This window comes from Diaphorobacter ruginosibacter (genome assembly GCF_040396215.1).
In the GTDB taxonomy this organism is placed as follows: domain Bacteria; phylum Pseudomonadota; class Gammaproteobacteria; order Burkholderiales; family Burkholderiaceae_C; genus Diaphorobacter_A; species Diaphorobacter_A ruginosibacter_A.
In genome coordinates this window covers 1-10,251 of record NZ_JBEBOW010000132.1, presented here as the reverse complement: position 1 = coordinate 10,251, position 10,251 = coordinate 1, and the positions used below count along the sequence as shown (strand labels likewise).

Sequence of the window (10,251 nt, the reverse complement as noted above, 5' to 3'; positions counted from 1 at the left end):
TTCCTGGCCCGGATGCATGCGGATCGATTCGGCCAGGTAGCGATAGCTGTCGGCATCGCCGGCGACCATGCTTCCGATACGGGGGAGCACGTTGAAGGAATACCAGTCGTAGGCTTTCTCCAGCGGCTTGGCGATTTTCGAGAACTCCAGCACCAGCAGGCGGCCGCGCGGCCTGAGCACGCGGCACATCTCCTTGAGCGCCTGCTCCTTGTGCGTCATGTTCCGTAGTCCAAATGCGACACTCACCAGGTCGAAATGATTGTCCGGGAAAGGCAGTTTCTCGGCGTCGCACACCAGCGTGGGCAGCACCACGCCCTTGTTGATGAGCCGGTCGCGGCCCACGCGCAGCATGGCCTCGTTGATGTCGGTGTGGACAACGGTGCCGCTCGCGCCCACTTTCTTCGAAAACGCCAGCCCCAGGTCGCCCGTGCCGCCGGCGATGTCGAGCACCTGATCGCCCTCCTTGAGGTTGGCGACCATGACCGTGTAAGCCTTCCAGGCGCGATGCAGGCCGCCGGACATGAGATCGTTCATCACGTCATATTTGGAAGCGACGGAGTCGAACACGCCGCGCACGTGGCGCGCCTTGTCTTTCTCGTCGACGGTCTGGAATCCGAAATGTGTGTTGCTCATGATGTGATGCTAGGCGCGCGCATCGCCGAGGTACAGCGACAACCCCGCGCTCATGTGGGACTTGAAGATAAACGGTTGGAATTGTGACTCAGGACAACGCAGTCAGTGGCCGCCGCAGCCGTGGCCCTTTTTCCCGGGCATCGGCGTGTCCCGGTCGATGCCCCCGGCCTGCAGTCGGGACTCGTATTCGGCCCAGAGCGCCGCTTCGTTGCGGCCCAATTCATACAGCAGATCCCACGAGAAGATGCCGCTGTCGTGGCCGTCGGAGAACGTCGGCTTGATCGCATAGTTGCCCACCGGCTCCAGGCCCAGCAGCGTTACGTGGCGCTTGCCGGTCTGCAGCACTTCCTGGCCGGGGCCATGGCCCTGCACCTCGGCGGATGGCGAATACACGCGCATCAGCTCGAATGGAATGCGGAAACTCGCGCCATCGCTGAAGCGCACCTCCAGCGCGCGAGACTGCTCGTGCACCGTGATGGATTCAGGAAGCGGCGAGCCTGGACGAAGTCCTGCCATGGTGGTTTCTCCCTTCAAAGGTAGCGGCGGCGGGCCATGCGGGCATTGTGGCGCCGCGCGGTCCGCCTGCGGAAAATCAGCGCCGGGTCAGCCGAAAAGCGCCGAGAGGCGTTCGGCCAGCCGGGCATCCAGCAGGCTCAATTGTGCGGCGACGGCGGCTTCCCTGTCCGGGTTGCGCCCACGCTGCGGACTGGCCCAGACGGATGCGGGGAAGTGGCTGTCCCAGCCGTAGCGCGCAATCACATGCCAATGCAGGTGCGGCACCATGTTGCCCAGGGCGGCGAGGTTGATCTTGGCTGGCGCCAGCGTCTCGCGCATGGCGCGCTCCACCACGGCGACCGCGTGCATGCAGAGGTTGCGGTCTGCATCCGTGAGGTCGGACAGCTCGGCCTCGTGCGCATTCCAGACCACGCGGTAGAAGGCCGGAAAGCCCTCTTCCGCTGCCCGGATCAGCCGCAGTTTTTCACCGCGCCAGACCAGCGCGCCGCCGTCCTGTGCGCATAGCGCGCATTCGGGAGCAGCGGCCGCCGTCACACCAGCACCCGCTCGATGCCGCCGTCATTGGCGCGCCGCACGTAGTCGGGCATCCAGTTCTCGCCGAGGATTTCACGGGCCATTTCGACGACGATGTAATCCGCCTCCAGAAGGCCGTTCTGCAGGTCATCCTGATAGCGGCTCAGCCCCTGCAGGCAGCTCGGGCAGCTGGTGAGGATCTTCAGATTGTCCTTGGCGCCAGCCAGGCCGGCGTCGCGCATCCTGGCCTCGCTCTTGCGGATTTCCTCGGTCTTGCGAAAGCGGATCTGCGTCGAGATGTCCGGGCGCGTCACGCCCAGCGTCCCCGACTCGCCGCAGCAGCGCTCGCTCTTGAGCACGTTGTCGCCGATCAGCGCCTTCACCGTCTTCATGGGCTCCTGCAGCTTCATCGGCGTATGGCAGGGATCGTGGTACATGTACGCTCCCTTGCCCGCGAGCGTGATGCCCTTCTCGAGCAGGTACTCGTGGATGTCGATGATGCGGCAGCCGGGAAAGATCTTGTCGAACTGATAGCCCTGCAACTGGTCGTAGCAGGTGCCGCAGCTCACCACCACGGTCTTGATGTCGAGGTAGTTGAGCGTGTTGGCAACGCGGTGGAACAGCACGCGGTTGTCGGTGATCATCTTCTCGGCCTTGTCGAACTGGCCCGAGCCGCGCTGCGGATAGCCGCAGCACAGATAGCCCGGCGGCAGCACCGTCTGCACGCCCGCATGCCACAGCATGGCCTGCGTTGCGAGCCCGACCTGGCTGAACAGCCGCTCGGAGCCGCAACCCGGGAAGTAGAACACGGCCTCGGTGTCCGAACTGGTGGTCTTCGGATCGCGGATGATCGGCACGTAGTCCTTGTTCTCGATGTCGAGCAGCGCGCGCGCCGTGCGCTTGGGCAGGCCGCCGGGAAGCTTCTTGTTCACGAAGTGAATGATCTCTTCCTTGAGCGGCGGCGCGCCCACCGTCGCGGGTGGATGCGCCGTCTGCTTGCGGCTCACTGCGCCAAACAGGTCCACCGCCGCGCGCTGCGCCTTGAAGCCCACGTTGACCATCGCCCCGCGCAGCAGCTTGATGGTGTCGGGATTGGTCGCGTTGAGCATCGCCATGGCCATCTTGTTGCCCGGACGGAAGCTCTTCTTGCCCATCTTGCGCAACAGGTTGCGCATGTTCATGGTGACGTCGCCAAAGTCGATCTTGACCGGACAGGGCGTGAAGCACTTGTGGCAGACCGTGCAGTGCTCGGAGACGTCCTCGAACTCCTGCCAGTGCCTGATCGACACGCCGCGGCGCGTCTGCTCTTCATAGAGGAACGCCTCGACCAGCAGCGACGTCGCCAGGATCTTGTTGCGCGGGCTGTACAGCAGGTTGGCGCGCGGCACGTGCGTGGCGCACACCGGCTTGCACTTGCCGCAGCGCAGGCAGTCCTTGACCGAATCGGCGATCGCGCCGATGTCGCTTTGCTGCATGATCAACGATTCATGCCCCATCAGCCCGAACGAGGGTGTGTAGGCATTGGTCAGGTCGGCGAACATCAGCGACGCGCGCGAATGCGCATGCGCATGCGCGGGATCGGACTGCAGCCTGCCCTGCTCGGCCTGCAGATCGTCCTGGTTGCGGATCAGCTTGCCACGGTTGAAATAGCCGTGCGGATCGACCTTGCGCTTGTATTCAGCGAACGGCGCGAGTTCCTCATCGGTCAGGAATTCCAGCTTGGTGATGCCGATGCCGTGCTCTCCGGAGATCACGCCGTCGAGGCTGCGCGCCAGCACCATGATGCGGGCCACGGCTTCGTGCGCGGTCTGCAGCATGTCGTAGTCGTCGCTGTTCACGGGGATGTTGGTATGCACGTTGCCATCGCCCGCGTGCATGTGCAGCGCAACCCAGACGCGGCCCTTGAGCACGCGCTTGTGGATGTCGTTCACCTCTGCGAGGATCGGCTGGAACGCCGCACCGCTGAAGATCTGCGCAAACGGCGCCTTGAGCTGCGTCTTCCAACTCGCGCGCAGCGTGTGGTCCTGCAATTGCGGGAACAGCGTCTCGACATTGTCGAGCCAGCTCTGCCACAGCCCGCGCACTTCAGCCACGAGCGCCAGCGCCTGGCTCACGCGGTCTTCCAGCAGCTCGGCCGACGGGATTTCGCCCGCATCGTCCTGTTTGCCCAACGGCAGATTGCCGCGCGCGAAGAACTCTTCGAGCGCATCGCACAGCTTGAGCTTGTTGCGCAGCGACAGCTCGATGTTGATGCGCTCGATGCCGTCCGTGTACTCCCACATGCGCGGCAGCGGGATCACCACGTCCTCATTGACCTTGAAGGCGTTGGTGTGGCGGCTGATGGCGGCGGTGCGCTTGCGGTCGAGCCAGAACTTCTTGCGCGCCTCGGCGCTCACGGCGATGAAGCCCTCGCCATTGCGCGAGTTGGCGATGCGCACCACCTCGGCCGTGGCCTGCGCCACGTCGTCGGCGTTGTCACCTGAGATGTCACCGATCAGCACCATCTTGGGCAAGTGGCCGTTGCCCTTCTTGCTCTTGGTGGCGTAGCCCACGGCCTTCAGATAACGGTCGTCCAGATGCTCAAGGCCCGCCAGCAGCACGCCCGAGCGGTTCTGCTCGGCGAACATGAAGTCCTTGATTTCCACGATGCTCGGCACCGCGTCCTTGGCGTTGCCGAAGAACTCCAGACACACGGTGCGCGTGTGCTCGGGCATGCGGTGCACGATCCAGCGTGCGCTGGTGATCAGGCCGTCCGTGCCTTCCTTCTGCACGCCGGGCAGGCCCGAGAGGAATTTGTCGGTCACGTCCTTGCCCAAACCTTCCTTGCGGAAGGTGCGGCCCGGAATGTCGAGGCGCTCGGTGCGCAGCGGCGTCTTGCCGTCGGCCGCGAAATACTGCAGCTCGAAGCTTGCCATTTCGGCGTCGTGGATCTTGCCGAGGTTGTGATTGACGCGCGTGACTTCGAGCCATTCGGCCTGCGGAGTCACCATGCGCCAGCTCGCCAGATTGTCGAGCGCCGTACCCCACAGCACGGCCTTCTTGCCGCCCGCGTTCATCGCGATGTTGCCACCGATGCAGGAGGCTTCCGCAGAAGTCGGATCGACCGCGAACACGAAGCCCGCGCGCTCGGCCGCATCGGCCACGCGCTGGGTGACCACGCCGGCCTCGGTCCAGATCGTGCCGACCTCGCGGTCCACGCCCGGCAGGCTGCGCATCTCGACCTCGGTCATGGCTTCGAGCTTTTCGGTGTTGATCACCACGCTGCGCCAGGTCAGCGGAATCGCGCCGCCGGTGTAGCCGGTGCCGCCTCCGCGCGGAATGATGGTCAATTCAAGCTCGATGCTCGCGCGCACCAGCTCGGCCATTTCTGCCTCGGTGTCGGGGGTGAGCACGACGAAGGGGTATTCCACGCGCCAGTCGGTCGCGTCGGTCACATGGGACACGCGCGAGAGGCCGTCGAACTTGATGTTGTCCTTGGCCGTGTGCTTGCCAAGGCGCTTTTGCACCTTCTTGCGCAGCTCGCCCGCCTCGACCAGCGTGGAGTCGAACTCGTCGATGGCGCGGCGCGCGGCCGCAACCAGAATGCCGACCAGACGGTCGCGCTCGGCGTCTTCCTTGGGCTGGCGGCGCTTTTCGATTTCGGACAGGCGGTGGGAGAGCGCCTCGACCAGCATCTTGCGACGATCGGGGTTGTGCAGCAGGTCATCCTGCAGATAGGGATTGCGCTGGACCACCCAGATGTCGCCCAGCACCTCGTACAGCATGCGGGCGGATCGGCCCGTGCGGCGTTCGCGGCGCAATTGATCGAGCACGCCCCATGCGGACGCGCCCAGCAGCCGGATCACGATTTCCCGGTCGGAAAACGAGGTGTAGTTGTACGGAATTTCACGCAAACGGGTGGGCTCTTCGCCCTGCGCCTGCAGGGCAGCCAGCGCAATCGGAACATTCATGGGGTTTTCGCCTGGATGGGCAGGCCGCCTGAAACCGGCAGCCCGCGTGCCTCGGGGGTGCGATTTTATGACAGCCCGTTACTTCCCGCTGCACTGCAGCAAGAGCCATGGCAATCTATACATGATTAAGGCAGGAAATTAATGCTTTCGCCTCGGCAAAAAACCCACAGAAAGACGCAGGCATCGCCCGTCCGGGGCGGATTCATCGTCCGTTTTCCAGCGCCGCCCGCCCCGCAGCCAGCAGGACACTGTCCTCCTGAGGCGTATGCACCCGACCACAGAGCACGTCGCGCAGGTGCCGCTCGAGCGGGTTGCGCCGCGAGAGCCCGTGATTGCTGGAGAGCGACAGCGCGTCCTGCACCACGGCGATGGCCTGCGCCATGACCAGGTTCTTCACCAGCCCCGCGTCCGTCGCCGAAGTGGGCACTCCGGCATCGAGATCGGCAGCAAGCCGCGCGAGCAGCACGCGGTTGGAGAGCAACTGCCCTTCGATCCGCCCCACGGCCTCCTGAAACCGGGGCAGGCTCGCGAGCGGCGCGCCGAGGTTGGCGGGCGCGCGTTCGTTCAAGAACGCCACCAGCCAGTCCCGCGCCGCGCGGGCCACGCCGTCGTAGAGCGCGCCGAGCAGCAGGGTCATCTCCGCCTGAAATACCCCGTCCTTGGCCGGAGCCGCGCTTGGCGACACCAGACCGATGGCGTGATCGGCGGGCGTCAGCACGCCGTCGAGCACCACATCATGGCTGCCACTCGCGCGCAGGCCGAGGTGGTCCCAGGTTTCCTCGATGAGCACGCCGGGATCGTCGGCGCGCACCAGGAAAGTCCCCACGCGGGGAACGGCTTCGTCGGTACGCGCCCAGACCGCAAGCCAGCGCAATGCGGGCGAGCCCGTCGAATAGATCTTGCGGCCGGAAATCCGCCAGCCGTCGGGCGTCTTCGTGGCCACGGTGGCGGGCAATCCGCCACGCGCGGGCGAGCCGAGCTCGGGCTCGACGCGCAGCGCGTTGATCAGCGCGCCACGCTCCACCGCATCCGTCACCAGTTTGCGCGCCAAGGCCTCGGGCCACGGCGAACCGGCCCGGCCCGCCTGTCGCTGCTGGATGTACTGCATGCTCAGCACCAGCGCGGTGGCCGGGCAGCCGTAGCCGATGGCGCCCAGCACCTCGGCCAGTTGCGTGCTGGTGGCACCCTGCCCGCCCAGCGCCCTGGGTGCGGCCAGCGCCAGCAATCCGGCCGCATGCAGATCCGCAAAGTTTTCATGCGGGAACGTGCCGTCGCGGTCATGCTGCGCGGCGCGTCTGCCGAACTCCGCCGCGAGCACGCGCGCGGTGTCGGCCCAACTGAGCGATGCGTTCATGCTCAAGCCGCCTTGCGTTCGGATTGGCTGGCGTTCAGGGCGTCGCGCTGCGCGACCTTTTCGCGGATCAGCGGAATCAGTTCGCGGCCGTAGCCGATGGTGTCGACCAGCGGATCAAAACCGCGCAGCAGGAAGGTGGTGATGCCGAGTTCGTAGTACTTGAGCAGCGCCTCGGCCACCTGCTCGGGCGTACCCACCAATGAAGTGGAATTGCTGCGCCCGCCGGTCACGCGCGCTATCGCCGTCCACAGACGTTCATCCACTCGGTCGCCCTTGGCCGCATCGGCCAAGAGGCGCCGGGCACCTTCACTTTGCTGCGGTCCGGCGCCACGCGCATGCGAGATCTGCACCTGCTGCTGCTCGGTCTTCTCAAGAATCTGCGCGGCCTTGTCCCAGGCCAGCTCCTCGGTCTCGGCGATGATGGGACGGAACGAGATGCTGAACTCGACGTTGCGGCCATGGGCAGCAGCCTGGGCGCGCACGCGGCGCACCAGGTCTTCCGACTGCGCGAGCGACTCGCCCCACAGCGCGTAGACATCGGCATGCTTGCCCGCCACCTGCAGCGCGGGCTCGGACGCGCCGCCGAAGAAGATCGGCACGATGGGCTGCTGCAGTGGCTTCACCTCGGAGGCCGCGCCCTTGACCTTGTAGTACTTGCCTTCATGGTCGAACGGCTTGGTCTCGGTCCACACGCGGCGCAGGATGCCGAGGTATTCATCGGTGCGCGCGTAGCGCTCGTCATGGTTCAGAAAATCGCCGTCGCGCTGCTGGTCCACATCCGATCCGCCGCTGATGTAGTGCACCGCGAGACGACCATTGGTGTAGTGATCGAGCGTGGCCAGCTGGCGCGCCGCAAGCGCGGGCGCGACAAAGCCCGGACGGTGCGCGAGCAGGAACTTCACCTTCTGCGTCGCCGCCGCCGCATAGGCCACCGTGAGCAAGGTGTCGGGACTGGTCGAGCTCGCGGGCACCAACACGCGATCGAAGCCCGCATATTCATGGGCCTGCGCAAAGGCGCGCACATAGGCCGGATCGACCGCAGGCCCCTTGCGCGCAATGGTTTCGGACACTTCGTGCGGCTGGATCATTCCAATGATTTGAACGGGCATCTTGCTTCTCCTGTGAATGGATGAATGAGTGAATGAATGCCCTCATGATCGCCAGCGAACGCGCGGATTCCAACGAAGAAAAACGCGTTAGGTTCTGCGATTTTCAATGCGGAAAACCGGCGCGCACGGGCCGCACCGGATCGTCATCCATGCGCCGCAAGAGCGCATCCAATCCCTGCGCGTTTGAATCAACTACCGGCTTGTCCACGCGCTGCGCTCCGGTGCGGCAGACAAGATCGTCCTCGGACCATGCGGAGCGCCCCGGTGCCGAGCGTGCACGCAACCAGCCATCGCGATCCGCGAGCAGCTGAAAGCCACGCGCGTCCTGCTCGCTCTCGCCCAGCAGCAGGGCCAGCGCGGGCAGCAGTTGCGCATCATCGGCAAGGCATTCGGGATCGGCGACATCGGCACGCGAGCCCACCGTGACCGAGACCATGCGCGGGTCTTCCTGCGACGCGGGCGATGGCGCTTTGGAAGGCAGAACCAGCAGCACGCGCTGCCCCTTCAACCCATCGCTGCGACGCTCCGCACCATAGCGGCAGCGCAGCGCAAACGTGGGCATGCGCACAGGCCGCTCCCAGGCCCCCAGATCGCGCAGCGACTGGCCCGAGGCGCGCGCCTGCAGATAGTCGAGCACCTGCCAGATGTCGGCATCCGAGAGCTGCGACGGCGATGCGCCCGGCATGGTCTCGCGCGCGAGACGCTCGTCGCGCATGCCGTGGCGCACGCGCCAGAACAGCTCGCCTTCGAGCCGCTTCCACAGCAGCCCCCTGGTCAGATCGGGCGGCCAACGCCCCAGCGTGCCCGCGAGCGGCCCCTGCCCTCGCGCATCCGCACCGTGGCATTGCGCGCAATGCTGTTGAAAAAGCGCTTGACCATGCATGATTCCAGCGGGACGAAATCCGCTGTCGGAACGATGCAGACTGGTCGGCACCGCAGGTGCAAACAGCAGATGCGGTGCAGGCCAGGGCGCCGCCAACACAGCGATGAATGCAACCCCAAGCAAGCCCGCGACCAGCGTGCTGCGCACCCGCCTGCGCCACAGCGCGACCGCGATGGCGATCACGAAGAAAAGCACCGCAGTCGCCACACAGATGCCCGTGATCGCCACGCGCCGCGCATGCCCCGGATCGATCCACATCATCTCGGCGGACAGTCGCAGCGCGAACGGCCACGCAGGCTGACCGGCGACCAGCGGCGTTAGCCCAAGTGCATGCAGGCCATCGCGCAGCGCGAACTGCGCGGCCAGCAGCCACTCCAGAATCCATGCGACCCAAACCTCCGACACAGGCCAGCTTCAGGTCAGCACATCGGCAAACACATGCGACGCGAAGCGCGCGGGATCGGTCGTGGGCTTGAGCACTTTCACGAGCTTGAAGTCGCGCGCATAGAACTCGATTTCGTCCTTGAGATTCTTGCCCACCGGGTGACTGCGGTGCGTGAGCGTCGCAAGCACCGCGCGCAGCTCGCTCTCGGCCACCTTGGTGTAGGGGCTGTAGATGCGTGCGGTCTCGGCCGGGTTGTCGGCCACGAAGTCGGAGGCCTCGACGATGGCACGCGTGAGCGCCGCCGCCGTGCCCTTGTCGTTGCGCACCATCGCGCCGCTCACACCGAGCACGCAGCAGGTCTTGGCCGCATATTCACCCGAGAGATTCGTCGCCAGATCGACCAGCCCCTTGGTGCGGCGCTGGATCAGCAACAGGTTCGGGTCACCGTCGGCAATCGCCTGCGCCTCGCCCTTCTCCACCGCAAGGCCGAGCATGTCGCCCGGGAACTGCCGCCACTGCACATCGCGCTCGGGATCGAGCCCCGCCTTGGCAAGCAGCACCGAGAAGAAATTCTTGCCGGGCGCGTTCAGATCCGAGACCGCAATCGTCTTGCCCTTGAGCTTGGCGAGACTGGTCACGCCCGCCGCCTCGTAGCCGACGAGACGGGAGCAGCCACCGTGCGAGCTGCCGACCAGCTTCACGTCGAAGCCCGACTCCAGTGGCTTGATCCAGCGGTGAATCATGCCCACGCCCGCGTCGGCCTTGGATGTCGCAATCGCCTCAAGCAACTGGTCGGTCGAACCCGCGAAATTCACGAGCTCGACCTTGAGCCCATGCTTCTCGAAGATGCCGCGCTCCAGCGCCACCGGCGCAGCGGAAAGGCAGATCGCATTCGCGTTCCATGCCAG

General features: G+C 65.5%; 8 protein-coding genes. All 8 read right to left on the bottom strand.

The annotated features are described in order from the left end of the window. Positions 1-633, bottom strand: a 633-nt coding sequence (locus ABWP92_RS14380; RefSeq protein ID WP_353236082.1) for a class I SAM-dependent methyltransferase, incomplete at its 3' end; no start/stop codon positions are given. A 102-nt stretch (positions 634-735) separates the two neighbouring features. Then, entirely contained in the window at positions 736-1,149 is a 414-nt protein-coding gene (locus ABWP92_RS14375) for a gamma-butyrobetaine hydroxylase family protein (protein ID WP_353236081.1), read from the bottom strand. Positions 1,150-1,236: 87 nt separating this feature from the next. Beyond that, the gene (locus ABWP92_RS14370) at positions 1,237-1,683 is read right to left on the bottom strand and encodes an HIT family protein (RefSeq protein WP_353236080.1); all 447 of its coding nucleotides are present in this window, start codon (positions 1,681-1,683) and stop codon (positions 1,237-1,239) included. Further along, positions 1,680-5,612, bottom strand: a complete 3,933-nt coding sequence (locus tag ABWP92_RS14365; protein WP_353236079.1) for a DUF3683 domain-containing protein — start codon at positions 5,610-5,612, stop codon at positions 1,680-1,682. The genes ABWP92_RS14370 and ABWP92_RS14365 overlap by 4 nt, the downstream gene beginning before the upstream one ends. 202 nt (positions 5,613-5,814) lie before the next feature. Then, positions 5,815-6,966, bottom strand: a complete 1,152-nt coding sequence (locus ABWP92_RS14360) for an acyl-CoA dehydrogenase family protein (RefSeq protein WP_353236078.1) — start codon at positions 6,964-6,966, stop codon at positions 5,815-5,817. A gap of 2 nt (positions 6,967-6,968) precedes the next feature. After that, positions 6,969-8,075, bottom strand: a complete 1,107-nt coding sequence (locus tag ABWP92_RS14355) for an LLM class flavin-dependent oxidoreductase (protein ID WP_353236077.1) — start codon at positions 8,073-8,075, stop codon at positions 6,969-6,971. A gap of 103 nt (positions 8,076-8,178) precedes the next feature. Next, positions 8,179-9,363 (bottom strand): c-type cytochrome, encoded by a 1,185-nt coding sequence (locus ABWP92_RS14350; RefSeq protein WP_353236076.1) that lies wholly within the window; start codon positions 9,361-9,363, stop codon positions 8,179-8,181. Between the two features lie 9 nt (positions 9,364-9,372). Then, positions 9,373-10,251, bottom strand: an 879-nt coding sequence (locus ABWP92_RS14345) for an ABC transporter substrate-binding protein (protein ID WP_353236075.1), incomplete at its 5' end; no start/stop codon positions are given.